We start from the raw sequence: 25,694 nt of genomic DNA, 5'->3' as shown, positions 1-25,694 counted from the left end.
TCTGCTCCTGTTTTGAACACCCTGTAGTGAATGTGACCGCTGCGGTAGTCGAAGGGCGAAAACCCCTCGGGGGGACCACGAGCGGCACCGGGGGTGCGCCTGCTCGACATCTCTCTCCTCACCTGAGCTCGGGCCGTACAGGAAAATCAGCAGGGAAAAGGGAAACCGGATATCCGGCCGTGCACAGGCAGCCGTACAGCGACATCCGCGACGGGACGGAAAAGCACCGTCGTGGAGAATTCAGCAGCTATTGGGCCAGGTCGGCGGGCTCGGCCGGCATCCATTTCGCGTCCCCGTCCGAGGTGACGACGACAAGCAGCCCGTCCGTGACGAACCTCGCCGTGGCGACCCCGTCCGTACTCCGCGCCACCTCGCCCTCGGCGTCCAGCAGCGTGAAGGTCCTGCCGTCGGAGACCCCGATGTAAGGCCGGGTCGGGTGCGCCGTCACACCGGCCTCGGTGGCGAGCTCCCGTTTCCATGTCGAACGGCCGTCAGGTCCCAAACCATGCACGACCGTCCGGAACCCCCCTCGCATGTCCATCGAGCGCATCACCAGCGCCGCCGCACTCGTTCCGAGCGCGCACTCGGCGGCATGGGCGAGCGCGGGTTCCAGCGGGTGCCGTTCGGACATCCCCCGTACCAGAGCCGCCTGCGCCCCGGTCACCAGGGCCGTCTCCCCCTGACCGGCCAGGCAGACGTCGCTCACGGTGCCCCATTCGAGACCGGCGCCGTCCGGCTTCCAGCCGTCGGGGTCACGGGTGAACCGCAGCAGCCGTCCCTGCTTCGGATCCCGCTGCGTGGTGAAGGCGAGTGCCGCCTTCCCGTCCGGCGACATGACCCATCCGTAGTCGGAGTACGGCACCGCGACGCGTTCCGACCCGGCCGGGCGGACGATCCTCAGGTGGGTCCGGCCGTCGGGGTCGCGCTCCTCGACCACCGCGTCCTCGGGCGAGACGGCGGTCAGCACCCGTACCTCTCGCGAGCCGGAGAGCGGGAAGGAGGATCGTCCCCGCTCGGTGAACCGGTACGGAGCGCCATCCGGCTCATCCGGCACCGACGACGTTCCCTCCGCCTGCCCGGCCCCGCCCCCGGCGGCGGTCGAGATGACGGCCGCCGGGCACCTGTCCAGGCAGACGACACCGCTCACCGTCTCGGCGAGCTCCCGGTCCTGCCACACTCGTCCCCGCACCCGGTCGAACCCGGTGATGGTCATCGTCACGGGATCGAACACCACGGCCCCGCTCGCATCCGCCTGCATTATCCGCGGCGGACGCGTCACCGTGGACGACCCGGCACCGGCTTCCCCACTACAACCGGTAGCGACCAAAAAACACCCGGCGACCGACATGGCGATTCCCCGTAATCGCATTACTACCTCTCGCCCCGTTTTTATGCACGTCGAAATCCGCCCGGGAGGCCCCTATCCCGGCGAATAGTGCAGTCCAAAATATATAGACCGAAACCCCCAAGCGAAAGCCTCCGGATGACGCTCTCGGTCAACGTGCAGCGCAACGATCCGGCGGTCGGGCGCATGCTGCTCGCCGCCGTCGACGCGCTCAACCGCTACTTCTGCGGCGAGCCGTACAGACTGCCCGGCGGAGGGGCGAAGTCGCCGGCTTGAGCGCGGGCGGGTTCGAAGAGTTCAACGAGGTTGCCCGCGGGGTCGGTGAGCAGGATCTGCCGTCCGCCCGGGCCGGCGACCACGTTGCCGTGGAAGGACAGGCCGGCGTCGCGGAGCCGGTCGATCTCGGTGTCGAGGTCGTCGACGATGAGGTGAATGCGGTTGCGGCCCGCGGGGGTGCCCGGGGGTGTGGCGCGGGCACCGGAGCTGGCAGGCCCGGACAGCAGGAGCCGCAGCGGTCCGCGTACCACCTCGGCGAAAGCGGGCGCGGCGTCCAGTCCCAAGGTGAAGCCGAGGTGGGCGGTGTAGAAGTCAACGGCCGAGGTCACGTCGTCGACGAGGTAGCGGACGGCGGCGAGCTGGTCGGGTGCGGTCATGGCTGGGCCTTTCACGGTGTGAGGACCGGTAGCAGGTAACGGACACGGGTGTCGATCTCCGCCACGATGCGTACGAAGGCGGGGTATCCGGCCTGTTCGGCGGCGGGGTCGGGGATGCTCCAGTGGATGCGCCGGGAGCGGTCGCCGAAGTCGGGGCAGACCTCGCGGACCTTGTCGCACAGGCTGATGACGTGGTCGAAGTGGCGCCCGGCGAGGGTGTCCAGGTGCCGGGGGCGCCGGCCCTCAAGGTCGATGCCGTAGCCCTCGCGCAGCGCGCGGACGGCGTCGTGGTGCAGGTGCGGCCGGGGATGGCTGCCCGCGCTCACGACCTCCAGGTGGTCGCCGCCGTGGTGGCGCAGCAGGGCTTCGGCGATCGGCGAGCGGGCGCTGTTACCGGTGCAGGTGAACAGGATGGCGGGCGGGCGCGCGGGCGCCGTGGACGGCCGAGGTGGGACCGGGGCGAACTGGAGCGCGGGGTGCAGCGCGAGGCCGCTGGCGGCCAGAGCGTTGGCGCAGCGGTCCAGGGCGAGGTGGTAGTAGCTGTCGCGGGCGTCGGCGCTACTGCGTCGCGTGGTGACGAGACCGCCGTCGCGCAGCAGCCGCAGATGGTAGGAGACCAGGTTCTGCGGGTGATCCACCAGGTCCACCAGCTCGCGTACCCGGTAGTCGCTCGTGGCCAGCTCGCTCAGCAGCCGCCATCGCAGCGGATGAGAGGCCAGCCGCACAAAGGCCGGGACGGGTTGAACCGGGGTGACCATGTGGCGATAATACATCAAATCCATTTGATGTATCTGTCCACGAGCGTGCCCGAGCTGCTCACGGACGGTGCCGATGTCACCTACGCGACGTCGGGCCGGGTCATCAGCGGCGAGCGCAGGTGCACCGCCAGATCGGAGTTGGCCAGGGGCACGATGTTCCACGTCGCGACCGCTGTGCCCGCTTCGGCGTCGACCACCAGCCGGACCCGGTGCGGGTTGGTGATGACGTAAAGGTCGGCGACGAAGGTGTCGTCCTGCCAGGCGCCGGCCGCGACGACAGGTCGGCCGAGCGGTGCGCTCTCCCGCCAATCGCCGTGGCCGACCTCGATATTGAGGGACGGCCCCAGTCCCACGATCCACCCACCGTCCACGGGATCGACGGTCACCGTGGTTCCTTCGGGCAGCGCCGAACCCTCGGCACAGGCGTCGAGCCTCGCCTTGGCCGAACGCTTCGGCTCTGCCGAACCCGGCACCGGCGCGAGTGACAGCCGCCGCAGCCGATCGGCGAGGATCTCGTCGTCCCGGGTGCTTCCCTCCTGGTCCAGGCCGGGCAGCAGACACTCCCACAGCGGGTCGAGTATCGCCTCACCCTGCGTCACCGCGGCGGTCACCGCGACCACGAGATCGTGCGACGGAACGACCAGGCAAAACTGGCCGAAGGCGCCGTCGGCGCGGTAACCGTGACGCGACATCCAGAACTGGTAGCCGTACCCGCGAAGCGCGTCGAGGTTTTCCGACCAGCCCTCGATCTGCAGGGTCTCGATGTGCCGTCTGGTCGCGAGCTCCACCCATTCGCGCGGGATGAGCTGCCGGTCGCCCCACAGGCCGCCGCGCAGCAGCAGCTCGCCGAAGGCGGCGACCGCCTCGGTCGTGAGGTGCAGCCCCTGGAACCCGAAGGCGGCACCGCTTGCCACCCGGTCCCATTCGGCGTGCTCCACGCCCATCGGCCGGAAAAGACGCTCGTCGAGAAATTCCGGGAGGCCCTGGCCCGTGACCCGTTCCACCATCCGGGCCAGGATGAAGGTGGTCGGATTGTCGTAGGCGTGCCGTGTCCCCTCGGCTTCGGGAAACGGTACGCGCAGGAAGCCCTTCACCAGGTCGCCCGGTTCCAGTCGCCATGCGTCGGCGAGGCTGTCCGTACGGTGTCCGGCCGTCATCGACAGTAGGTGGTGAACGGTGACGCGGCGTCCCTGCTCCGAGATATCGGCCGGAACGTGGTCGGGCAACACGTCCACCACCCGATCGTCGAGCGAGAGCAGCCCGTCGGCGATCGCGAGCCCCACGGCGACCGAGGTGAACGACTTGGTCACCGAGTAGAGCAGGTGCGTGCGCTCGGCCGAGTACGGGGCCCACCAGCCTTCGGCGACGACGTGACCGTGGCGTACGACCATGATCGAGTGACACTCGACCGACTGTGCTTCGAACCGGTCCAGCAGCGTGATGATCGAGCGGGACGACATCCCCGAGGCGGCCGGTGTCGACCGTGGCAGCAGGGCAGGATGAGAGGGCATCCAGGCACCGTAACAAACCCGCCAAATCCACTCAATGGAGTTACGGGACGTCGTTTGCTCGTTTTCTCCACGAAACCGCGCTTCACGCGCGAGTCCGGATCCACCGCAACCACCGCGCCGACTCCTCCGAATCATCACCCTTATCTCACGTCGGCGAAAAAAGGAAATTAACCCCGCGAATCCAGCGTGCGGACCGAAATTCGCCGAACGGGAGACCGGAAATATTATTGAGGGATTTCCAAGGTCGTCGCACTGTCGGTAGCCGGGATGCGCCGTCCTGAATCGAGTCGCGCCGAGGAGAGCCGATAACCGTACGGTGACGACGTATGACGCCTGAAGTCAGGTCATCGGAGCCTTGGGCGCCCTGTTCCTCCAGATGAAAATCACTCAGCCTGGAACTAGAGTGAAAAAATTAAAACAGGCCGAGGAGATGGTGGAGTCGATGTCGCCGGAAATGGGGCCAACGTCGCCGGACTTCAGCGGAATCGACCCCGATCTGATGCGAGGCTTCATCACCGCGCTGGAGCGCGGTCGCGATGTGATCGGCGAGCAGTCCGAGCGGATCCGGCAGCTGTTCGTGGCGGCGGAGGTGTCGGCGGTGGGGCTGCGGCCGATCGGGGAGATCGGCGGCTGGATCGGCGACGAGCTGCCGAAACTGCGCCAACGCCTGGAGACGATCGACCAGGATCTCCCCCTGATGGTGGGAGACGCCCCCCACATCCCCAAACAGGGCTCGGCGTGGACCGGCGGCCAGGTCCAGGACCCGTTCCAGTGGGGGCTGCTGCCCTACGACGAGAAGACGGGAAAGTCCCCGGCGGGCAACGCCAAGAAGGGCACCGAACTCGCCGACAAGTTCAGGCACCTCCCCGAACCGTCCCCCAGCATGCCCGACGCCGCCTACGACCGGATCCTCGACAAGCTCGCCGACGAACAAAAGGACGGCTACTTCACCGCCGGGTTCTTCCGGTCCCTCGGCCCCAAGGGCATGATCGACATGATCAATCGCCTGGAGAGGTACGACAAGAAGGCGGCCGACAAACACCGGAAGGTCATGAGCGACGCCCTCACCACGGCGATCGGCGCGCAACCAGCCGTCCTCGGCTCCGCCTGGCAGGCCGACAAGCTCAAGGAGGCACCGACCCACGAGCTGGCGTCCCTGCTCAGGCACGGCATGTTCCCCACCGCGTGGCTCACCGAGATAGCGCGCAGCAGGGTGGGCAAGCCGGTCGGCGACGGTGACGGCTCCCGCCCCCGACGCTGGGAGACCGACCTCGGCCCACTGCTGCCCGCCCTGGCCAACAACCCTGACGCGGCGAGGGGCCTGTTCAACGCGATGTCCCGTGAAGACCTCCGAGACGTCTTCACCGAGCTCAACCGTTTGGGGGCCACCAAGGTCGTCGTTTTCCCCTGGCTGCAGATAGAAAAATCACAATCTCCCTGGCAGGTGCCGAGGAGCATGAATTTCGACGTCGGTGCGGAGTTCGGCCGGATGCTCGCCGCCGCAGGCGGAGCCTACGACAAGGGACCGCACAGTCCTGAGGCCGTGAAGTTCGCCTTCAACGTCATGACCATCATGGGAGATCTTAAGGACACCGACGGCACTGCGGACTCTCCGGCCACCCCGATGGAGGTCGCGCCGCATGCCAGGATCTTCATGTCGACGCTGGCCGGCGCCTACGCCGCCGAGATCACCGAGGGCGCGAACATCGGCGATACCAACATGACCGAGGAGAGCGCGCTGAAGCCCTTCACCTCGGCCTTCGGCATGACGTCCGCGTTCACCCTGAGCCCGAAGGACACCTACCGCTTCCTCAAGACCTTCGCCGATTCCCCGGCGAACCTTCTCCCGTTCGACCGGGCGATGGGCGGCCTCTCCCAGAAGCTCATCGCCGACGCCTCGGAGAAGACCCGCCGCACCGGAGACGTCGACCACCTGGACCGGGTCTTCACTGCCTTAGGCAACGTACGCGGCTTCGAGCTCGCCGCCGTCGAGAAGGTCCAGGGAAATCTGGACGCGATCGACGAGCAGGCGAAGGACACGTTCAACTTCTTCCGCGACACCACCATCGGAATCGCGAGCATGTACATCGGAAGCGGCGCGGTCTGGGCCTATGGCTGGTACGCGCTGAGCACCGGCCTCTCGGGCTACGGCGCCTTCATCGAAGATGACCCCGAGACCCGGATGGACCGGACCAACGCGGCGGAGAGGGTGGCGACTCTCGGCCGTCAGCACATGTACGCGCAAATACTCATGGCCAACGGCTTCGTCCCCAAGGTGACACCCGCCGAGTTCCAGGTCGGCCGCGCGTCCATCACCGACGCCAAGGGCAACCTCAAACCGTTCTCCGAGTTGATCAAGCCTCCGGACGTCCCCCTCACCGACGCCAAGGGCAACCTCAGACCGTCGTCCGAGTTGGTCGCCAAGGGGGACGAAGGACTCAAGGCATTCGAACGGTGGATGATTGCCAACGGGATGGGGAAGGACGAGACACTCTCGCTCGGAGAGCTATCCAACAGAACGGCAAATCGATTTGACGGCGGCGCCAAGCGTGGTCGGGAGCGTACATCTGTCTTCGATAGCTGACTCAGGAGGTCGGAAGGCACTCGGTCTCGCCCCTAACCGCGTACTGACCATTAGCCGGAGACTCCAAGATGATCACTGTCTTGTACTCGTCATTGGCGAGCCGGATTGGGGCGTTACCTCGATCTTCGATGATCCGATAAGGAGCAACCGAGGAGAGCGCTCCTACCATGAAGGTGTTAAGTCCATCGGGATTGCTAGTCGACGCGGAGTCTCTGGCTGCAGCAGCAAAGGTTCTCTTGGCCTTTCCCTCTCCACACGGAATATCGCGCCCACCGGAATCCGTAATACGGACATCCAAAACATGGCTTTCCCTCATCAACTCCGTGATGTGCGACTTAAGCGTCTCCCCCGCTTCGGCCGCCGTAGGGCCACTATCTCCACATCCGGACACCGCCAGCACCATAAACATGCTGACCAAAACACCGCGCCATACAAAACGTGTCACACATTCCTCCAGAGCTGGCCCAGGTGCTGTAGATCCAATAATGTCCAATAGTCCGCCCGATGTATCGGCATCCGAAGAGGGATATATGAATCCTGGCCCGGACGGTCTGGCGCCCAACCCGCGGCGTCAGGTGCTGGAACAGACATTGGTGGAGCTCAAGGCGAGAGTCGCCCTTCTTGAGGCCGCGCTCGACCCGGCCCACGGCCAGCTCACCGGCAAGTCGGTGTGGGTCGGGCCGAAGGCCCGGACCTTCACCGAAGATCTCACCGCCCGTAACACTCGACTGCGTCAAGCTGCCAGGGCGCTCGTCGACACGATCGAAGAAGAACTCCGGTCGGCTCCGGCGAAGGTTCCGCCCTCCGCCACGCGACAGTGACGCATCGGGCCGAAATCCGGCCGGGAGCCGACGCCACCGACTCACGTCATGTTTCGTGACGCGCGGCCAGGTTGTCGAAGCCGTCACTCTTGATGCCGGCGAGGAAGGCGTCCCATTCGGCCGAGGTGAAGGCCAGCACGGGACCCTCGGGGTCCTTGGAGTCACGGACCAGGACGAGCAGGTCAGCATCCGGGCCAGAGTCGGCCTGGGAGGTCTCGGAGAGGGCGACTTCGACGCAGTCGGGACCGTTACCGCTCAGAGTGCTCTTGCTCCAGACACCCACCTCGACGCAGTCTTGACCGTTCCCGCTCAGTGAACTTTTGTTCCAGACGCCAACTTCGACGCAATTAGGTCCGTCGCCGCTGAGACTGCTCTTGTGCCAGAGGCCGACCTCGATGCAGTTTTGTCCGGCTCCACTACGGGAGCTCTTCTGCCACACAACATGAGATAGATCTATCTCTGACATTCCCCATCCCTTCCACAAGGGCTAACCGAGCTGAGCCGCTATCTCTGTGATGAGACGCCGGGAATCGTCTGGATCCAGCGCCTTGGCTCGAAGGTGGTCAAACGCCACCGTATAACGGTATACATCCGAATCCCGCTCTACATAGAGGCTGTCTGTCAGATTCTCCAGGAACACCACGTCTGGGTCCGCGCGCTCGGGAAACTGGAGAATTTCAAACGCGCCACCTGTACCTGGATGGGCTCCAGCCGTGAAAGGCAGGACCTGGATGGTGACGTTGGGCAGCTCGGCCAGATCAAGGAGCCGGTCGAGCTGGGAGCGCATCGTAACCGGTCCACCAATAACGCGACGGATGACGGCTTCGTCCAACACGGTCCAGAGACATAACGGCTCTGCCTGCGAGAGCAGCGCCTGCCGAGCCATACGTACTTCGATGCGGTGCTCAACTTCGCCGGGAGGCGCAAGGACCAGGCCGGCACGGACAACGGCACGCACATAATCCTCTGTTTGAAGAAGACCCGGAAGGACGGCGGAGGCGAAGCTACGCATCGAGGCGGCTTCGGCCTCAAGGCCGATATAGGCGGTGTACTCGCTGGAAAGATCGTCATAGGCGTGCCACCAGCCCCTCTTCCTGGCGTCGCGTGCGAGCTTGAGTAGCTCCTCCCGCCTGGAGTCGCCGACCTTGTAGAGGTCGAGGAGAAGACCCACGTCCTTGGGGACAACGCCTACACGAGAGGTCTCGATCCTCGAGATCTTCGAGGTGGACCACCCGAGCTTTTGACTGACCTCCTCGAGCGTTAGCTGAGTGCGCTCACGCAGATGGCGAAGCTCTGAGGCCAGGCGACGCCTGCGCACTGTAGGGCTTCCTGTTTGCCGCATATCCAGCCTCCCTCGGATTGGAGCCCACAGTAGCGGCTCACCCACACAGAGTGTCGAAGCTTTCCCGATGGCAAGTTTGCATTTCTGTTGGCGCGTTGAGCCATATCGCTGCATGCTCTACGTGTGCACCCGATGACCCTGAGTACACATCGGGCGTATGCGACAAACACCAGAGAGCAACGGGAGTCACGTACGAAGGGCGGCGAGGGATGAGGATTCGTGATCTTCAGGGGTGGGGTGGCGAGTTGCTGGAGTTGGCCTGGGAGTTGAACGATCTCGGGTTCGACTCCGTGGTCAGGCTCTCGCCCGGTCGGCGGCCGAGCGTGGAGATCTTCGTCCCCCCGGGGCGATCGAGGGTCGCCACCGCTCAGCGGGGCCGTACGTCGGTGTTCACCTGGCGGCGGCGAGACGACGGCCGCGTCCGGCAGGGCCGCGACGGGCAGGGGCGCAGCAGCATGCGGGAGGCGGCCGAGCGGCTGGTCGAGGTGGCGCGGTGAGGGCGCTGGGGCTGCTGGGCCAGGTCGAGGTGCCCGCGCAGATCGCCGCCGTCCCCCGGGCCCGCCGCTACGTCCGCGACCTGCTCAAAGGGCTCGACCACCCGCACACCGACGACGCGCTTCTCCTGCTCACCGAACTCGTCACCAACTCCGTACGCCACTCCGACTCCGGCCGCTGCGCCGGCGGACGGATCACCATCGCCGTCGCCCACCATGATGGAACGCTCCACATCGACGTGGTCGACGCCGGATCGGCGACCGGACACCGGCCCCTGCTGCGCGCGAACGTCTCCCCCGACAGCGGGGGAGGACGCGGACTCTGGCTGGTCAGAGAACTGTCATCGGCCTGGGGCTGGTACGAGATCCTCGCCGGCCGCGTGGTGTGGTTCCAGCTGAACGACCGGTGACCCCGTGATCCGCTGGGACCACCCACCCCGCTGCGCGCTCCCCCCACCTCCTCGGCCGAAGCCCTCCTGACCGGCGGCACGCCTGAGGTTCGAGCGGCTCGCCGACCAGGAGGGCGGGGCCGTGACCGTCACGGTGAGGGTGTGGGATGACGGTCACGCGGGAGATCAGTCCTTCGGAAGCTCGCCGAGCCTGTCGGTGAAGCCCATGTCGGCCAGCGCCACGCGCAGTAGCGGCACATCCTTCTGCACCACGTCGTACTCGAGCAGTTCGGCCGTACCCGGGTCGATGACCAGGCGGAAGGTAAGCGCGTCGGCCGCCGAGGAGGAAAGGGCGACCCCTGTACGCCCCAACACGTCCTTCGCCTCACCCTGCGAGGTGATGCCCGGCTGGTCGGCGAGCACCTTGAACAGGGCGGACCGGGTGCCCGGCGTGATCGGCGCGGTCATCAGGTCCACGCCCGTCTGCCAGAGGTAGACGGCCTTGCCGGAGCCCGCGGAGTTGGGGCTGCGCTTCCAGAGGTCGTCCAGGTGGCGCTTGAGCTCGTCCTTGCCGGTGGGCAGCTTGGTGACGTTCCGCAGGTTCAGGCTCGGGTTGTCGATCGACAGGATCGGCTCGAAGGTGTCGTCGGTGGTCCTGGGCTTGTCGTCCGCCAGTATGGGCGACCCCGCCGCCTTCCAGGCGGCCTCGTCCTGCGGGGAGCCGAACGTGACCTTCACGTCCTGGTTGCTCGCCCTCCGGCCGACCTCGCCCGCCTTCATGGCACGCCAGGTCTCGCGGGTGTCGGCCAGGTATGCCTCGTACGGCAACTCGGCCGGCTCCGCCTTGGTCTTGGCGGTGGACTCGCCGGGGGCGTTGTCCACCTTCTGCAGGGTGCGCTCGTTGACGTACCAGTAGCGGCCGGAGTGCGCCGGTTCCCGGCGCGCGGTCGAGGCCGCGGCCAGCAGGAACGTGCGGGCGTCGGCCACGCGTTCTGGCGCGCCCTGCGTCGTGGAGGCGACCACGGCGCCGCTCGGGCCCGTACCGGTCGGGTCCGTACCGGAGCCGCCGGTCGTGACGACGACGGCCGTGGCCGCGAGCCCGGCGGCCACCGTGCCGGCCATGAGGAAGTGCGGCCACCGCAGGCGCGGCCGGGCAGGGCGGGCGGGTCCGGCCTGTTCGGTACGCGGAGTGGCGAAGGCGCGGGCCAGGTCGCCCGCCCGGCGGCGCCGGTAGCCGTCTTCGGTCAACTCGTCCAGCTCACTGGGCCTGAGCCGGGCGAACGTACGGTCATCCATGAAAGGGGTCTCCAAAGGGGTGCGGATCAGGATTCGAGACTGCGAACGCGGCGTGGGCCGCCGACGTGCATCGCCTGGGTGAGGCGCTTGCGCGCCCGGTGGAGCCGGACGTTGTACGTGCGGACCGAACACCCCATGACGGTGGCGGCCTGCTCCGGTGGCAGGCCGTACCAGGTGGCGAACACCATCGCCTCCACGTCCTGCTCGGGCAGGGCCGACAGCGCGGCCAGGGCGTTCTCCCTGTCGATGACGTGCTCGGCCACGTCCCACGCCACCTGGTCGCGTGCGGTGGTGAGGGCGGCTATCCGATCGACCAGGGCTTGGCGGCGGGTGCGCGAGTCGCGCTGCTTGGCCAGCAGGTTGCGGGCCACACCGAGCAGCCAGGGCAACGCCGGCTCGGGGAGTTCCGCGAGCCGCCTCCACGCCACGAGGAACGTCTCGCTGCAGACGTCCTCGGCCACGTCGCGCTCGGCCCGCAGCAGGGCGTAGCCGAGCACGCTGCGGTAGTGCCGGTCATACAGGTCGGTGAATCGTTCTTCGGGATCGTCCACACCAAGTAGTCCCTCCGAACGCGTCCGGATTACCGCGTCCCGTCGATTCGTCCCTCATGCTCGCGGCACCATATGGGCTGACGGCGACCACCGACGCACGCCGCAAGGCCACCACCTGCGCGATGACCCGCCTACGGCGAAGCAGACCATGTGGATCGCCCTACTTCACGAACTGGCGCGATAGCCGGACTCACCCTGTCCCTTGATCACACCATCCGGCTTGACGACTGAGGGGAAGCAGGCGGATACCGACCGTGTCGTGTCCTCTGGGGCACGGAAGTGGCGCCGGGAACCCCCGATGGAATCGGGAGCCCGGCGCTTGCGCTTTCTCCCCTCACGTCTCCGACGCTTCCAGGAATGTGACACGGTCTTCAAACAGCGGCCACCATCGCTGATCTCCCCCAGCCATCCGGTCACGATCCCCGCGACGACATCGGCCGTCCACAGCGCGGCATCCGAGCTGGCTCGTTCCCAGCCGACCGACATCTCAGTGGCGATACGCCCACTGAGCTTCCACGGCCGGGTTGGCTCCACGGTGAACTGAGTCAACGGATAGGCTGCCAAAATGACCTTCTGGAAAGCCGGGGCCGCCTACCTGGGCACATGCCGTCATCGTGCTTTCCTGCCGGGTCGTCACCTTTCTGGCCCTCACCCGGAGACACGATGCCTCCTTCTGCCGACCCCACCGTCTCCGTCACTCTGGCGGAGATAGCCAGGATCGCCGGTGTCGGGCGCGCGGCCGTCAGCAACTGGCGCCGCCGTCACGACAGTTTTCCCACGCCGGTCGGCGGTACGGACACCAGCCCGCAGTTCGCGCTGTCGCAGGTGGAGGAGTGGCTGAGGCGGCAGGGCAAGCTCGACGAGGTCGGCAGCCGGGAACGGCTGTGGCCGGAGTTCGAGGCGCTCGGTGACCGCGACGCGATGGGGAGGGCGATCGCCGTCGCCGGTGCCCGGCTCGCGAGGCTCACCGGTGAGGAGGCGGGCCTCGATGACACCGCCGAATGGCTTCCGGGCGGCGCCGACCTCTCCGACGCCCAGCGGTCCCTGGTGGAACGCGCGGTCGGCCTGGCGAAGAAGCACGGGGCCCGGGACACCTTCGACTTCCTGCTCGGCCGCTGGCTCGACACCCACGTACGGCAAATCAATGTCACGCCGCCCCCGCTGGCGGCGTTGATGGCCGAGGTCGCCGGGTTGTCGCGCGACGGCGAGGCCGGTGACGTCGGCACCGTGCTCGACCCCGCGTGCGGCACGGGCGGTCTCCTGCTCGCCGCCGCCCGGCAGTGGGCCGGTACGGCGGACGCGCCTGCCTCGGGTGCCCCGCTGAGACTGCTCGGCCAGGACGTGGACGCGACCCAGGCGGCGCTCGCCGCCGTACGGCTCCTGCTCGCCGGCCGTTCCCCGGAGCGTGACAGCGCCTGGGAGGTCGACGTACGGGCGGGGAACACGTTGCGCGCCGACCCCCAACCCGATGTCCGCGCCGACGTGGTGCTGTGCAACCCGCCGTTCAACGAACGCGACTGGGGATACGAGGAACTCGCCACCGACGCCCGCTGGACGTACGGCCTGCCTCCCCGCACCGAGCCGGAGCTCGCCTGGACGCAGCACGCGCTGAGCCGCCTGGCACCCGGCGGGACGGCCGTGCTGCTGCTGCCGCCCGGTGTCGCCTCCCGCAGGGCGGGGCGCCGGGTCCGGGCGGGGCTGCTCCGCAGCGGTGTGCTGCGCGCGGTGGTCGCCCTGCCTCCGGGGTCCGCGCCCCCGCACAGCGTCGCGCTGCACCTGTGGGTCCTGCGGGCACCGGCCGAGGGCGGAACGGACGCGGGGGCCGGGGTGCTCCTGGTCGACGCGGCCGACGTCCAGCAGGAGCCGTCGGGGGGAACGCAGCGAGCGGGCAGGGCGGCGATCGACTGGCCCCTCCTGCACAGGCGCGTGGTGTCGGCCGTCCAGGAGCTCCGGACGATCCAGGCGGCCTGGACGGGCCAGGCACCCCAGGCGGCCCGGACGACGCCGGCGGCTCCGGTGGGAGACGCCGACGGGGAGCGGTCGGCCGATCACGCCGTGGTCCCGGTGATCGACCTGCTGGACGAGGAGGTGGACCTCACCCCCGCGCGGCACGTCCCGAAGAAGGCGACCTCCGCGAACCTGGGCCTGCGGCGCTCGTGGAACCGGTTCGGCACCCTCCTGCACGAGCTGCGCGATCTGACCGCGACCCTGTCCGCCCTCGAACTGAGCGGTGAGGAGCTCGCGGGCCAGGGCACGGTGACCGTGGGCGACCTGCTGCGGGCGGGTGCGCTCACGATGCGGGCCGGGCAGCAACCGGCCGACGGCCTGGTGCGCACCGGCGACGCCCCCGACGACGCCGTACGCGTGCTGACCGTCGCCGACATGCCGGCCGGAGGCAGATCGTCCGGCTGGCTGACCGCGTCCGACGCCTCCGCGGGAGAGAACGCGGGCGGCCTCACGCTGACCGCACCGCAGGAGGTGGTGGTCGTCGGCGCCCACCGGGCGTTCGGCGCCTGGGTCGACACCGACGCCCCCACGGTGCTGGGCTCCCAGTTGTACGCCCTCCGTGCCGATCCGGCACTCCTCGATCCCTGGTTCCTCGCCGGTTGCCTGCGCGCCCCGGCCAACGCGAGGCAGGCGGGCACCCACGCCTCGACGTCCTCCCGCATCGACGTCCGCAGGCTGCAGGTGCTGCGGCTCCCTCTCGACGAGCAGCGTCGCTACGGCGAGGCCTTCCGGCGGCTCACCGCCTTCGAGCGATCACTGCGGGAGGCGGGGACGATCGGCGGGAAGCTGGTCGACGGTCTGACCGACGGCATCGCCGCCGGGAGGCTTCCGGGAAACCGGCCGTGATCTCCACCGAATAACACCTCGAACCGGACGCCACCTCACACCGGACGCAATCTTCACCGGGCACCCCCCGGAACCGGCCGCGCCCCCCTCCGGACAACACCCCAGACCGGACGTGATCTCCACCGGACACCCCCGGAGCCGGTCACGATCCCCTCCGGACAACACCCCAGACCGGACGCGGGCGATCGCCTGGGCGTTCGCGACATCGCGGCCGGACACGGCGAGCCTCCATGCCCTGGCGACATTTCATGATTTATCTGGGCATCGGACCCGGTTTGCCGACTGGGGGTAAACGATGTTCGATGTACCCCAGTTCGCGTTCCTGTCACAGTGGTCCGCACCTGCTGTGCCAACCGTAAGAAGGCGGTAGGCATGGATTTTCGGGTTCTCGGCCCGCTGGAGGTTCATCATGACGAGGCTCGCCTGGGGCTGGGCGGTCCACGTCAGCGGGCGGTGCTGGCGCGGCTGCTCGTCGCGGGTGGCGCGCTCGTCCCCACCGATACCCTGATCGACGACCTGTACGGTGACGCCCCGCCGCCGAGCGTGGTGGCCACCGTCCAGGCGTACGTGTCCAACCTGCGCCGGATCATCGAGCCGGAACGCCCGCCGCGCACCCCGCCTCGACTGCTCGTCGGGCGGCCACCCGGTTACCTGCTCGCCGCGACCGACGTCGACGCGGCCCGGTTCACCGAGCTGGTGTCCGGGACGGAGTCACGTCCCGCCGCCGAGACACTCACCCGCGTGGAGGAGGCGTTGCGGCTCTGGCGCGGCCTGCCGTACGGCGAGTTCCACGGTGAGCTGTGGGCGGCCCCCGAGGTCAACCGCCTGCGCGAACTGCGCCTGGTCGCGGTCGAGCGGTGCGCCCAGGCCCGGCTGGATCTCGGCCGTCCGCAGACCGTCATCACCGGCCTGGAGGCCGAGGCGGACGCGAACCCGTTGCGCGAGCGGCTCTGGCATCTGCTGGCCCTGGCTCTGTACCGCACCGGGCGGCAGGCCGACGCGCTGGCCGTGCTGCGCCGGGTCAGGGACCTGTTCGCCGAACGGCTCGGCCTTGATCCCGGTCCCGGGCTGCGTGCCCTGGAGGCGGACATCCTGCGGCAGTCCGACCGGCTCCTGCTCCCCTCCGCCCCCGAGGTTCCCGTCCCGATCTCCCCTGCCCGCCGGGTCCCGCACGGCAGGGACCGGCAGCTCGCCGACCTGGAGAGCCTGCCGGCGCGGGGCGGCGGACTCGCGATCGCCACGGTGGGCGGTGAGCCCGGCATCGGTAAGACGTGGCTGCTCGAAGCCTTCAGGGACCGGTGCGTCGAGTCCGGCCGTCTGGTGCTGTGGGGGCGCTGTCCCGAGACCGAGGGCGCTCCTCCGCTCTGGCCGTGGTTGCAGATCCTGCGGGCACTCGCCCGGGTCTACCCCCCGCCGGACCCCGATGCCCTCGCCGGGCTGATGGACGACGAGACGCCCACGGGCTCGGCGGAGGCCGCCCGGCTCCGCCGCCACCAAGCCGTCGCCGACTGGGTGAGGCAGACCGCGCGGACCCGGCCCACGGTGATCGTCCTGGACGATCTGCAGTGGGCCGACGCGGCCTCACTCGGCCTGCTCGGCGACCTGGTCGCGCTCATCGGTGACGCGGAGAACGACGAGGGGAACGGCATGGGGAACGACGCGGGGAGAGGTGCCGCCGTCACGGTGGTCACCGCGTTCCGCGAGGGCGCGGACCTGCTCCCCCTCGACGGCGTGCTGGGCCGGCTCGCCCGCCACAACCCGCTCCGCCTGCGGCTGACCGGTGTCGGCTCCGACACCGTACGGGCCATCGCCGCGGAGATCGGTGTCGAGATCGACGGGGGCGCCGCCCGCGCGCTGACCGAACGCACCGGCGGCAACCCCTTCTTCGTCAGGGAGACCGTGCGGATGCTCGCCCAGGGCGGCACCCTGGACGCGGTACCCGGCGCGGTCGCCGACCTGATCCGGCGGCGGGTGGCCGCGCTCGGCCCGCAGGTCGGCACGGTGCTCAGGAGGGCGGCGGTGATCGGCCGGGACTTCGATCCCGACGTCGTCGCCCAGGCGTGCCGGGGGGAGGTGTACGACCCGCTGGACAGGGCCGCGCACGCCGGGCTGCTGCTGGCCCGCGACCGTCGCATGGCCTTCGCGCACGACCTGGTCAGAGAGACCCTCCTGGAGGACATCCCTCCGCTGCGCAGGGCGAGGATCCACCGGGAGGTGATGGCGGCCCTCGCCGCCCGCCCCGCCGTGGACGTGGCCGTCATCGCCCATCACGCGATCGAGGCCGGTCCCGCCGCGTACGGCGAGGCGACGAGGTGGGCCCGCGCCGTGGCGGAGCAGGCGTCCCTCCGGCTCGCGTACGAGGAGGCGGCCCTGTGGTGGGGCCGGGCGGTGGAGGCCCACGGCTCCTCCGCCGGCGACCCGCTCGACCACGTCGAACTCCTGTTGCGGCAGATCCAGGCACTGCTGAAGGCCGGGGACCCGCTCGGCGCCCGCGAGGCGCGGGCACGGGCCATCCGCGTCGCCGACCGCGTCGCCGATCGGGGCGGCCCCACGCTGATCGCCCGCGTACTGACCTCGCTGGACGCCCCGTCGGCCTGGACCCTGCGCAACCCGTACGAGGAGGTGGAGCTTCGGCTGGTGCACCGCTTCGAGGTGGCCCTGCGGTCGCTGCCTGAGGAGGACGGTCCCGAGCGGGCGAGGCTGCTCGGCGGGCTCGCGCAGGAGCTCTACGACGGAAGCGACGACCCGCGCTGTGATTCCTTCTCCGCCGAGGCCGTCGAGATGGCGCGCAGGCTGGGGGATCCGCACCTGCTCATGCGGATGCTCAACGCCCGTCAGCTCTCGCTGCCCCAGGCGGCCCACCCACACGAGCTGGTCGAGATCGCCACCGAGCTGGTCGAACTGGCGTCGCGGACCCGGATGCCGGAGTACGAGCTGCTCGGGTGGATCCTGCTGACCCATCACAGGCTGCAGCTGTTCGACGTGGCCGGCGCGGACGAGGCCGCCCTCCGCTGCGACGCGATGCTGGAACGGCTGCCGCTGCCCTGGCCACGATTCCAGCACACCATGTGGCGCGCCAACCGGCTGGTCCTGGCCGAGTGTTTCGACGACGCCGAGGCGCTGTATCGCGAGGCGGAGCGGCAGGCCGGACGGCTCGGCATGTGGTACGCGGGCGCGGTGGTGGCCACCGGGCGCATCCTGCTGCATCACCGGCGCGGTTCCATGACCGACACCGAGACGCTGATCGACTCGATCACTGGCATCCACACCACCATGGACCACGACGCCGGGATTCTACGGCTGTGCGCCCAGGGCCGCGTCGAGGAGGCCGCTCGAACGGTCGAGAACGGTTGGCCCAGGCCGCCGGGCGACTGGTCCTGGCTCACCATGACCTGCCTGCAGGGCGAGGCCCAAGCCGTGGTCGGCGACCTCCCGGCCTGCCGGGAGAGCTACGCGGCGCTACTGCCGCACAGCGGGAGCATCGCGGTGGGCTCGGCCATCGCCCTGGCGGGCCCGGTGGACTGGTTCCTCGCCCTGCTCGCCTCGACGCTGGGCGAGCACGAGAGCGCCGCCGGGCATCTCCTGAGCCTGGCCGGGCAGGCCGACAGGAACGGGCTCACCGCCTGGCGGGACCGGGCGACGGCTGCGCTGTCCCGAGGGAACGGCGAGGCGGGAACGGCCCCGGGCCCGCTGGGCGCTGCCCGGCGGGTGGGGCCGTCGTTCGGTCGATGAGCCGCTCAGATGGTGAACCACTCAGGCCACAAGCCACTCAAGCCGTGAACCGCTCAGGCCACAAGCCGCCCAGACCGTGAAACTCCCAGACCGTGAACCGCTCAAGCCGTGAACCGCTCAGGCAGGCCCGCAGGGCGAGTCACGCGGCGACAAGAGGACGAGGGGACGAAGGGCACGCCGCTCAGGCGGTGAGCCGTGCGGCGACGAGATCCACGAAACGCTCGTGCTGCAACCGGGCCATGTCCGGGTCCAGCACGAGCGCGTTCCCCTCCTGCCCGGCGGTGTCGCCGAACTCCCGGACCATGTTGAGAACCTTGTACACGTTGACGACCTGGTTGACGGTGACGACCTCGTAGACGTAGCCCGCCATCGGGGCGATCTGATAGGTCACCAGGCCGTTCGCCCGATCGGCGGCCGTGGCATCGGCCTTGACGCCGAACCGTTCCGCCAGCACGTCCCTGGTGAGGTTCCGCGCCATCGTGAGCGCCCGGTCGATCCTGACCCGGTCGCCGCTGGTCATCTCCCTGCCGAACGATTCGAGGAACGCCGGATCCTTCTTCGAGATCGCCGCCACCACCGCGGAGGCGAACTCCTCCTGCTTCTCCGTCACCCCACCGGCCGGACGCACGATCTCGGGGAACCTCTCGGCCACCGGCCCGATCCCCAGGATCAGACCCCGATAGACACTCTCACCGTCATACGCCGAAACCACGGCCCCAGCACCGGCCACGACCGCACCGGCACTGGCACCGGCCGCGTGCACCGGCACCACCACCGCACCGGCCACCAACCCCGCGGCCAACGCCGCCAGAACCGTCTTCGATACCCGCATCGAACTCCTTCCACATACGTGAACGATGGATGAAACCCGGTCGTGAGACCGGAGCGGTCCCCGGCGGTGGGCGCACCTCGCGCCGCGCCCGGGGCCCGCCGGGCTCAGCCTGGAACCCACTCGTGTCCCGGCCGGTACGACCGGCCGGAACAGGGCTCCTTCGAGCTCGGGCCGGCGACGCCCGGCCCGGTCATGACCGTCACGACCGTCCTTCGCGGCGCGAGGGGCGCTCTGACGCCGATCTCGCCGACAGACCGGCCCGCCATTCCGGGCTCTCGCCGCGTACCGAGCACAGGGGGGTGCCACCGGGCAGGCGGTGCCGCGTCCTGGCCACCACCGCGTAGACCAGGTGTGCCGCCCAGGACACCGGAGGGACCGACATGAGCCTCCCGAGTACGCGCCATCCGCGCGAGCGCTGCCAGACGAGCAGCGCGGCGAAGGCCCGCGCGCCACCGGCCGGCGCCTTCCCCTGCTCGATCCACCAGGCGGCTCCGGCCACCTGTTCCGGCGAGAGCCCGTGATGTGCGAGGTCGAGGGCCTGCCAGGCGAAGGTGTCCGGCCAGTCGGGGAGCACACGGCGCAGGGTGCGCAGCGCGTTCGCGCAGAATCCGCAGTCGCCGTCGTAGACCAGGAAGCGCGCGGGCGTTCCCACCGGGATCACGGCCGCCCCTCGGGAGCCGGGCCCGCATGGGCCGGAGCGGGGACGGCGGGGACGGGAGACGTCCGCCCGGCCTCGTCCTCGGGGTCGGGGGCGGTGATCGCCTCCGGAGACGCGGCGCCGACCACCACCTCCTGCGGTGCGACCGACGCCTCCTGCGGTGCGGGAACGGCCGTCACCTCGTCAGGAACGGCGGAGGCGGCCCCCGAGGTCGCGTCCGTACGGCGCGTGAGGACCGGCCAGGTCGCCCGTACGCGGTCGAGCCGGGCGAGAACCCGCAGGCGGCTGGGCAGCCGGAACGGCACGTCGACCGGGCGCAAATGGAGCACCAGGCAGGCGAGCATCGCGAACATGAAGCTTCCGAGGCCCATGAGCACACCGATCGAGATGTGGAAGGCGACACCCGCGGCGAGCAGGTACGGCCGGACCGGTCGGCGAGCGATCATTCCGAGTGCGATCGCGAACTCGATGACGAGTGGCCCCCACGTCATCAGGGTGACGCCGATCGGGTTGACCAGGATCGGGGTGAGCAACGGCTTGATCCAGCTCGGCATGCCGAAGAACGGGTCGGTGAGCCAGTACCACAGTCCCGTGCCGTCGGCCCACTCCGCGTGGCTCAGCTTGGCCACCGACGCCTGGAAGTAGAGTCCCGCGACCTGCAGGCGGATCACGAAGAAGGTCGTCCAGGCGAAGAACGACAGGACCGGGCGTCCGCTCACGTCGGCGGGCGGGCCCCAGTGCCACCTGCGCCCGTCCATCAGCGCGACGGGAAGCAGCAGCAGGGTGACGACCGCGCTGATCTGGTCGCCCCCGTCGGGGATGGTGGCCGACGCCATCAGGCTCACCGTGACCCACCAGTGCCCCAGGGCGGTGAACCTCGGACGCCAGCCGATGACCACGAGCAGCAGCAGGCTGACCGAGAGGAAGCGGGCGATCTCCAGTTGGTCGCTCGGGACCACGCAGAAGACGCTGACCTGGGCGATGCCCGAGCAGTTGGGGAAGTCGGGCATTCCCTGCGCGGGGCGGAAGAGCGAGGTGCTGTGACTGAACAGCAGTGTGCCCAGCGTGCCGAGCGCCATCAGGGTACGGGCCAGGCCGTAGACGTTCGTCCACGGCGAGACCCGCGCGAGGCGCGCGACGGCGAGACCGGCTCTGGTCAGCATGTGACCTCCAATCGGGCGACCGTGGCGGGCATGGCCGTGTCGCTCCCGGCCCACGCCCACGGCAGCGGCTCGCGCTGGACCAGGCCCACCGAACCGCAGTGAATGGGGTTGGGCGCGATGTTGCTTATCGTCACGGCGCTGGTGGCTCGGTCGAGGCATGAGGCGACGTCGCCGCCGTCACACGCCGTCCATCCGTCGGCGGGAACCGAGGTCTGCATGATGCCGAGTTCCAGCCCCTGGGCCCGGGAGCGCCGGTTGAAGCCCAGCACGTTGCGCGGTTCCGAGTGCGGGCCGAGTCGCGCGTCCTGCCAGCCGCCGGTGTTCGCGGGCTGCCACACGCCGATCTGCGGTTCGCGCGGCGACTTGGTGAAGAACGCCCACCCCTGCGGGGTGAGGGTGGTGATGGTCAGCCTCAGCTGCTCCTGCCCGGGAAGCGAGATGGCGTTGCTCGGCAGCTGGGTGTGCACCACGTAGAAGATCACTGATCCCCAGAAGGCGACAATGCCGACGAGCGCCCACCCGAGGCGCCTGGCCATGGCGGTTTCGGTCAACGGAATCTCCGTGGATTCTCAAGGCCCGGTTCCGCGCCGGACGCGGCGCGGAACCGGGCGTGGGGGCCGGAGATCAGGCGGCGAGCCGCTTGGCGACGAGGTCGACGAAACGCTCGCGGTCGAGCCTGGCCAGGTCCTTGCTCACCAGGGACTCGGTCCAGTTCTCGATCTCGTAGACATTGGACTCGCGGACGGCGTTGGCCATCTTGTACACGTTGACGATCTCGTAGACGTTGCCGAGATAGACCATGTACACGAAGAACGCCAGGCCGGCCGCCTGGTCGACGGCCGTGGAGTCGGCCTTGAAGCCGAACCGTTCGGCCAGCACGTCGCGGGTGAGGTTCTGCGCCCTGGTGAAGGCCCGGTCGATCCTGACCCGGTCGCCGCTGGTCATCTCCCTGCCGAACGAGGCGAGGAACGCCGGATCCTTCTTCGAGATCGCCGCCACCACCGCGGAGGCGAACTCCTCCTGCTTCTCCGTCACCCCACCGGCCGGACGCACGATCTCGGGGAACCTCTCGGCCACCGGCCCGATCCCCAGGATCAGACCCCGATAGACACTCTCACCGTCATACGCCGAAACCACGGCCCCAGCACCGGCCACGACCGCACCGGCACTGGCACCGGCCGCGTGCACCGGCACCACCACCGCACCGGCCACCAACCCCGCGGCCAACGCCGCCAGAACCGTCTTCGATACCCGCATCGAACTCCTTCCACGAACGTGAGACGGCGCCCGGAATCCCGATGTGAGCTCGTTGGCCGGCGACAGGAGCCTTTTCCTACGGTCCGCGACATTCCGGCGCAAAAGAGGCTGGATTCCGGCCATTGTCTCCACGGACTTTTCGCCGCTTCGACGGAGGGTGTCACAGGCGATTTGGCGTGCGCTTGGAACGGCGCCGCCCTCGCCAGTGAATCACTTGGAACCCAGCCCAGCCCGGTCGGACCAGCCCAAACCACACCGGCCCGCTCCGGTCCGCGGCTCGGCGGGTTTCCATACCGTCGTCAACGACGGTGTCCGTTTCGGATTCTTCTCGACCGGGAAAAGGCCCCGCGCGGGCGGCCGTTCCGGATGGTCGCTCAGCTGCGACCTCGGGAAAGACCGCGACACCGCGTCAGGATGTCGTCACACTGAGGTGTGACAAAGTCGGTTGATTGTGGCAGCACACGAAGCCCTTGAACCCGATTTACGTCATATACAGCCTAATTCCGCATTAAAACAGCATTTACGGCGCACTTTGCCCCCGCTGGAACCTGCGGAGCCCGGCTGACATCCAACCCCGTACGACTGACGTCCTTTTACCGGAAGTGAGCCGTACATCCCCCAGGTTGATGACATATGAGGTGTCGTGACTATGGCGTCGAATGTAACGCGGTTATACCAGGCGGTGCTGCGCGACCCGGTCGCCCCGATCTCGATCCGGCTGCGCCGCACCTTCTCGGAGTGGGTCGAGCAGAAGGGGTTCCCGCCCCCGGGTGCCGCGCGGGCGATGGTCGAGGCCGAGGCCGGCCGGGCACGGCTCACGATGGAACGGCGCGGCGACTGCGGCCGGTACACGCTGGACGAGCCGTACGGGAAAGGGCACCTGAAGACCAGGGTGACCTACACCGAGTCGGTCGCGGGCATGACCGGCTGGGTGATCGTCACCGTGGACCGGCACGAGGGACACGACCCGGAAGGGCACCGGCCGGCGCCGTACCAGAACGGAAAGCACGAAACGGAACGACACCAACCGGTGTCTCAGCAGAATGGAAAACCAGAAAAAGGACGACATGCACCAGGGTCGTACCGGAACGGAAAGCACGAGCCGGGGCGAGCGGAAAGGCGAGAACCGCCCACAGCGAGCGCGCCCGGGTTCCTCCCCGCATACCTGCGCACCGCGCGGATCAGCGACGGCGGCATCCACCTGGAGGACGGCCCGCTGGTTCTCCACGAGGATGACCTGGACCGGTTCGTCCCGGTGATGACCGAGCCTCTCCGGAGGGTGCCGATCCTCGTCCTCTCCGTGGATCCGCAGAACCCGGAGGGCGTGCGGACCCATGCCGACTATCTGGCCGGTGCGGTCACCGGTGCGAGCCTGGTCGTACGGCTCGCCGACCTGCGCACCCAGAACCGGTTCAACAAGGCGATGGGCAAGGAGCTGGGGGTGTTCGGCGGCGGGATCCGCACCTATCTCGCCCCCTTCGACCCCGCTGGGGAGCCCTACCCCCGCAGGCATCCGCCGATGGGCGCCGCCATGATCCGGGAACAGGGTGTCGCCGCCCTAGACCTGATCGCCACCGGAGCGGTCGGTGCGACCGTCCATCGCGAGCTTCCCGACGACGTCCGGCGGACGCTCGGCGTCGTCTACCGCGTGCTCGCCGGACGCGCCGAACTGAGTGAGATCTCCGAGGCCGCCGCGCCCCGGCCCGCCAAGACCGATGCCGCTCGTGAGGAGCTACGGCGGCGGATGATGGCGATGACCCGGCGTCCCGCGCCCGTCGCGCTCCCCGCTCCCACCACCCCCGCCTCGGTCACCGGGACCGCCGAGGACTCCGAACCCGCTCCCGGCTCGGAGGAACCCACCGCCACCCTGGAACCCGTAAAGCCCACGGAGACAGGAACGACCACCTCGGCGGGCGTCCCGGCGTCGAGTACGGAGGAGATCGCCCAGGTGGTCGCGGACATGGTGGTCAAGGAACTGCGCGGGGAGCTGGAGACGGCACTGGGGCTCGCCACGTCGTCACAGGCCGCCGGCGGTGATTCCGACGGTGACTCCGAGCGGGTGCTGCGCGAGATCCGCACGCTCGGCGCGCACCTTTCCGGCCTGCGCGACATCGTCGCGGAACAGCGTGACATCGTCGCCGGGCGGCATGGCGACCTCACGCACCTCCGGAGCGACGGCACGGGAGGGCATGGCGACGTCGTCGAATCCCGGGGGCACGGCAACGGACGTCACATCGACGGATCCGTCACGGAGGAGGGGAGCGAGCGGTCGGCCACGCGGACCAGGAGCCTGCGCGAGGAGCATCGGCTGCTCACCGAGGAGTACGCCGAGGCCGTCACGAACGCGAGGAAGCTCACCGAGCGGGTCCGCTGGCTGGAGGCGAGGCTCGCGGAGGCGGGCCAGCCCGTGTACGGCGTGAACGAGGAGGTGCCCGTCTTCGAACCCGCCAGCCTGATCGAGGTCCTGATCGAGGCCCGCCAGAGCCTGCGCCACATCGTCGTCGGCGACACCGACGGTCCCGCCGCCCGGCTGGACCTGGACCATCCGGCCCAGTCGCGGACCTGGGCGGCGAAGGCCTGGGACTCCCTGCGCGCCCTGGAGGACTTCGCGAGGGCCCGGTCCGGAGGGGAGTTCGCGGGCGGCTTCTACGACTGGTGCGCCCAGGGCTCCCCCGGGCGCCGCACCATCCCCACCGGGATGCTGTCCATGCGCGAGTCGAAGAGCGTGGTCACCCGCGCCAAGTTCAGCGATCGCCGGACCTTCGCCGTCCCGCCCGAGGTGAGCCCCGGCGGGCAGGTCCTGATGGAGTCCCACGTCAAGCTGCGGCCGGTGGGCTATCCCGCGCCCCGGATGTACTTCCACGACGACTCCGGCGGCGCCACCGGCAAGATCTGGATCGGCTACCTGGGCGGGCACCTCCCCAATACCCGTACCAACTGACCGCCCCGTGGCCTTCGAGGGGTCGTGGACTCCCGGACGAGCGCTCCCGCGGCCGTAAAACCGATCAGCCGCGGGAGGTTATCTGCTGCACGGCCCAGCCGTTGCCGTCCGGGTCCTTGAAGAAGACGAATCCCACGTTGTTCAGGTCGTCGCCCTCACGGCTCGGGCGGGCGCCCGACGGGCCCAGCACCTGCACCTCGCTCACCTCCACACCTCGCTCGACGAGGTGCGCGCGGGCCGCGTGGACGTCGGAGACCACCAGTTGCGGCCCCTGGAGCGAGCCCGGCTCCATGGCGACGAACCCCTTCCCCAGGACGATCGAGCAACCGGATCCCGGAGGGGTGAGCTGGACGAACTGGGGGCCGCCGTCGATCCGGGTGTCGTGGTCCACCGTGAAGCCGAGCTTCTCCGCGTAGAAGTCCTTGGCACGGTCGATGTCACTGACCGGGACCACGACCACTTCCAGGGTCCAGTTCACGAGTTCGCTCCTTCTGTCGGCGGCCCCTGCTGCGAA

The 25,694-nt window shown here is 69.1% G+C and carries 22 protein-coding genes; 7 read left to right on the top strand and 15 right to left on the bottom strand.

Translation table 11 applies throughout. The features are described 5' to 3' along the window. Positions 1–247 precede the first annotated feature (247 nt). The 4 genes from AB0B96_RS22885 to AB0B96_RS22870 all read right to left on the bottom strand — a co-directional run bounded on the left by AB0B96_RS22885 (position 248) and on the right by AB0B96_RS22870 (position 4,267). Positions 248–1,219, bottom strand: coding sequence for a hypothetical protein (locus tag AB0B96_RS22885; protein ID WP_362901584.1), 972 nt, complete (start codon positions 1,217–1,219; stop codon positions 248–250). Positions 1,220–1,563: 344 nt separating this feature from the next. Next, entirely contained in the window at positions 1,564–1,998 is a 435-nt protein-coding gene (locus AB0B96_RS22880; protein ID WP_362901582.1) for a VOC family protein, read from the bottom strand. Positions 1,999–2,009: 11 nt separating this feature from the next. Next, a complete protein-coding gene (locus tag AB0B96_RS22875; RefSeq protein ID WP_362901580.1) occupies positions 2,010–2,756 on the bottom strand; it encodes an ArsR family transcriptional regulator in 747 nt (248 codons plus the stop codon). 80 nt (positions 2,757–2,836) lie between these two features. Then, the gene (locus AB0B96_RS22870; RefSeq protein ID WP_362901578.1) at positions 2,837–4,267 is read right to left on the bottom strand and encodes a serine hydrolase domain-containing protein; all 1,431 of its coding nucleotides are present in this window, start codon (positions 4,265–4,267) and stop codon (positions 2,837–2,839) included. 355 nt (positions 4,268–4,622) lie between these two features. On the opposite strand from AB0B96_RS22870, the gene AB0B96_RS22865 reads away from it, so the two are divergent. Continuing rightward, the gene (locus AB0B96_RS22865) at positions 4,623–6,851 is read left to right on the top strand and encodes a hypothetical protein (RefSeq protein ID WP_362901576.1); all 2,229 of its coding nucleotides are present in this window, start codon (positions 4,623–4,625) and stop codon (positions 6,849–6,851) included. Between the two features lies 1 nt (position 6,852). Here the strand turns inward: AB0B96_RS22865 and AB0B96_RS22860 are convergent, their stop codons facing one another. Beyond that, complete coding sequence (locus AB0B96_RS22860) at positions 6,853–7,296, bottom strand: hypothetical protein (protein ID WP_362901574.1); 444 nt, start codon at positions 7,294–7,296, stop codon at positions 6,853–6,855. An 85-nt stretch (positions 7,297–7,381) separates the two neighbouring features. Between AB0B96_RS22860 and AB0B96_RS22855 the strand changes: the two genes are divergently transcribed. Beyond that, a complete protein-coding gene (locus tag AB0B96_RS22855; RefSeq protein WP_350944979.1) occupies positions 7,382–7,672 on the top strand; it encodes a hypothetical protein in 291 nt (96 codons plus the stop codon). Between the two features lie 46 nt (positions 7,673–7,718). Here the strand turns inward: AB0B96_RS22855 and AB0B96_RS22850 are convergent, their stop codons facing one another. Together AB0B96_RS22850 and AB0B96_RS22845 are read right to left on the bottom strand one after the other, a co-directional pair. Then, a complete protein-coding gene (locus tag AB0B96_RS22850) occupies positions 7,719–7,955 on the bottom strand; it encodes a DUF397 domain-containing protein (protein WP_362901571.1) in 237 nt (78 codons plus the stop codon). A gap of 204 nt (positions 7,956–8,159) precedes the next feature. Next, positions 8,160–8,990: a helix-turn-helix transcriptional regulator gene (locus tag AB0B96_RS22845; protein ID WP_362901569.1), complete on the bottom strand. Its 831-nt coding sequence runs from the start codon at positions 8,988–8,990 to the stop codon at positions 8,160–8,162. 233 nt (positions 8,991–9,223) lie between these two features. Between AB0B96_RS22845 and AB0B96_RS22840 the strand changes: the two genes are divergently transcribed. Continuing rightward, positions 9,224–9,511, top strand: a complete 288-nt coding sequence (locus AB0B96_RS22840; RefSeq protein WP_362901567.1) for a hypothetical protein — start codon at positions 9,224–9,226, stop codon at positions 9,509–9,511. Continuing rightward, positions 9,508–9,918 carry an ATP-binding protein gene (locus tag AB0B96_RS22835; RefSeq protein ID WP_362901565.1) on the top strand — a complete coding sequence of 137 codons (411 nt, stop codon included), beginning with the start codon at positions 9,508–9,510 and terminating at the stop codon, positions 9,916–9,918. Before AB0B96_RS22840 ends, AB0B96_RS22835 begins: the two co-directional genes overlap by 4 nt. Before the next feature lie 165 nt (positions 9,919–10,083). Here the strand turns inward: AB0B96_RS22835 and AB0B96_RS22830 are convergent, their stop codons facing one another. Both AB0B96_RS22830 and AB0B96_RS22825 read right to left on the bottom strand, forming a co-directional pair. Next, complete coding sequence (locus AB0B96_RS22830; protein ID WP_362901563.1) at positions 10,084–11,193, bottom strand: CU044_5270 family protein; 1,110 nt, start codon at positions 11,191–11,193, stop codon at positions 10,084–10,086. Between the two features lie 26 nt (positions 11,194–11,219). After that, positions 11,220–11,744 (bottom strand): sigma-70 family RNA polymerase sigma factor, encoded by a 525-nt coding sequence (locus AB0B96_RS22825; protein ID WP_362901561.1) that lies wholly within the window; start codon positions 11,742–11,744, stop codon positions 11,220–11,222. Positions 11,745–12,407: 663 nt separating this feature from the next. Here AB0B96_RS22825 and AB0B96_RS22820 point away from each other — a divergent pair. Both AB0B96_RS22820 and AB0B96_RS22815 read left to right on the top strand, forming a co-directional pair. Next, positions 12,408–14,597, top strand: a complete 2,190-nt coding sequence (locus AB0B96_RS22820; protein ID WP_362901559.1) for an N-6 DNA methylase — start codon at positions 12,408–12,410, stop codon at positions 14,595–14,597. Positions 14,598–14,969: 372 nt separating this feature from the next. Beyond that, positions 14,970–18,329, top strand: a complete 3,360-nt coding sequence (locus tag AB0B96_RS22815; protein ID WP_362901557.1) for a BTAD domain-containing putative transcriptional regulator — start codon at positions 14,970–14,972, stop codon at positions 18,327–18,329. A 181-nt stretch (positions 18,330–18,510) separates the two neighbouring features. Here AB0B96_RS22815 and AB0B96_RS22810 read toward each other — a convergent pair whose 3' ends face one another. From AB0B96_RS22810 to AB0B96_RS22790, 5 genes are all read right to left on the bottom strand, one after another. Next, positions 18,511–19,161: a hypothetical protein gene (locus tag AB0B96_RS22810; RefSeq protein WP_362901555.1), complete on the bottom strand. Its 651-nt coding sequence runs from the start codon at positions 19,159–19,161 to the stop codon at positions 18,511–18,513. A gap of 199 nt (positions 19,162–19,360) precedes the next feature. Next, positions 19,361–19,822 carry a DUF393 domain-containing protein gene (locus AB0B96_RS22805; RefSeq protein ID WP_362901553.1) on the bottom strand — a complete coding sequence of 154 codons (462 nt, stop codon included), beginning with the start codon at positions 19,820–19,822 and terminating at the stop codon, positions 19,361–19,363. Continuing rightward, complete coding sequence (locus tag AB0B96_RS22800) at positions 19,819–20,982, bottom strand: sporulation-delaying protein SdpB family protein (protein WP_362901551.1); 1,164 nt, start codon at positions 20,980–20,982, stop codon at positions 19,819–19,821. The genes AB0B96_RS22805 and AB0B96_RS22800 overlap by 4 nt, the downstream gene beginning before the upstream one ends. After that, entirely contained in the window at positions 20,976–21,533 is a 558-nt protein-coding gene (locus AB0B96_RS22795; protein ID WP_362901549.1) for an SdpA family antimicrobial peptide system protein, read from the bottom strand. The genes AB0B96_RS22800 and AB0B96_RS22795 overlap by 7 nt, the downstream gene beginning before the upstream one ends. Positions 21,534–21,606: 73 nt before the next feature. Continuing rightward, the gene (locus AB0B96_RS22790) at positions 21,607–22,239 is read right to left on the bottom strand and encodes a hypothetical protein (RefSeq protein ID WP_362901547.1); all 633 of its coding nucleotides are present in this window, start codon (positions 22,237–22,239) and stop codon (positions 21,607–21,609) included. Positions 22,240–22,888: 649 nt separating this feature from the next. On the opposite strand from AB0B96_RS22790, the gene AB0B96_RS22785 reads away from it, so the two are divergent. Beyond that, positions 22,889–25,180, top strand: coding sequence for a hypothetical protein (locus AB0B96_RS22785; RefSeq protein ID WP_362901545.1), 2,292 nt, complete (start codon positions 22,889–22,891; stop codon positions 25,178–25,180). Positions 25,181–25,244: 64 nt separating this feature from the next. Here the strand turns inward: AB0B96_RS22785 and AB0B96_RS22780 are convergent, their stop codons facing one another. After that, positions 25,245–25,658, bottom strand: a complete 414-nt coding sequence (locus AB0B96_RS22780; protein ID WP_350944954.1) for a VOC family protein — start codon at positions 25,656–25,658, stop codon at positions 25,245–25,247. Positions 25,659–25,694: the final 36 nt, after the last annotated feature.

It is taken from the genome of Streptosporangium sp. NPDC049046 (assembly GCF_040649155.1).
Lineage (GTDB): Bacteria > Actinomycetota > Actinomycetes > Streptosporangiales > Streptosporangiaceae > Streptosporangium.
Note: the sequence above shows the minus strand (reverse complement) of the source record. Positions and strands in the feature narration are given on the sequence as shown.

Coding starts and splice junctions, on each gene's coding strand:
- AB0B96_RS22790 (WP_362901547.1), bottom strand. CDS start 22,239: ATGCGGGTATCGAAGACGGTTCTGGCGGCGTTGGCCGCGGGGTTGGTG.
- AB0B96_RS22830 (WP_362901563.1), bottom strand. CDS start 11,193: ATGGATGACCGTACGTTCGCCCGGCTCAGGCCCAGTGAGCTGGACGAG.
- AB0B96_RS22785 (WP_362901545.1), top strand. CDS start 22,889: ATGGCGTCGAATGTAACGCGGTTATACCAGGCGGTGCTGCGCGACCCG.
- AB0B96_RS22810 (WP_362901555.1), bottom strand. CDS start 19,161: ATGCGGGTATCGAAGACGGTTCTGGCGGCGTTGGCCGCGGGGTTGGTG.
- AB0B96_RS22870 (WP_362901578.1), bottom strand. CDS start 4,267: ATGCCCTCTCATCCTGCCCTGCTGCCACGGTCGACACCGGCCGCCTCG.
- AB0B96_RS22875 (WP_362901580.1), bottom strand. CDS start 2,756: ATGGTCACCCCGGTTCAACCCGTCCCGGCCTTTGTGCGGCTGGCCTCT.
- AB0B96_RS22815 (WP_362901557.1), top strand. CDS start 14,970: ATGGATTTTCGGGTTCTCGGCCCGCTGGAGGTTCATCATGACGAGGCT.
- AB0B96_RS22820 (WP_362901559.1), top strand. CDS start 12,408: ATGCCTCCTTCTGCCGACCCCACCGTCTCCGTCACTCTGGCGGAGATA.
- AB0B96_RS22855 (WP_350944979.1), top strand. CDS start 7,382: ATGAATCCTGGCCCGGACGGTCTGGCGCCCAACCCGCGGCGTCAGGTG.
- AB0B96_RS22880 (WP_362901582.1), bottom strand. CDS start 1,998: ATGACCGCACCCGACCAGCTCGCCGCCGTCCGCTACCTCGTCGACGAC.
- AB0B96_RS22840 (WP_362901567.1), top strand. CDS start 9,224: ATGAGGATTCGTGATCTTCAGGGGTGGGGTGGCGAGTTGCTGGAGTTG.
- AB0B96_RS22800 (WP_362901551.1), bottom strand. CDS start 20,982: ATGCTGACCAGAGCCGGTCTCGCCGTCGCGCGCCTCGCGCGGGTCTCG.